General features: G+C 63.1%; 1 pseudogene. It reads right to left on the bottom strand.

Annotated elements, in window-relative coordinates:
• Positions 1 to 203, bottom strand: a pseudogene (locus HU806_RS26370) (group II intron reverse transcriptase/maturase); the annotation flags it as partial.

Below are 203 nucleotides of genomic sequence, written 5' to 3' on the forward strand. Positions count from 1 at the left end.
ACACCTTGCGGGTGATACTCGCCGGCCAGCAACCGAGCCTTGAGGATCGGCCAATACTGATTCGTGTAGTCCGCCAGTTGCTCCACCGTCATGCCATCGGCACCCGGTGCGCCCTTGTTGCTGACCACACGTTGATACGCACGCCGCAGGTTGGCGGGTGCAAGCACCCGCTCCATCAGCGTGTCCGGTTCCGCGTTCGTCCA

This window comes from Pseudomonas sp. SWRI154, from assembly GCF_014268645.1.
GTDB classification, from domain to species: domain Bacteria; phylum Pseudomonadota; class Gammaproteobacteria; order Pseudomonadales; family Pseudomonadaceae; genus Aquipseudomonas; species Aquipseudomonas marvdashtae.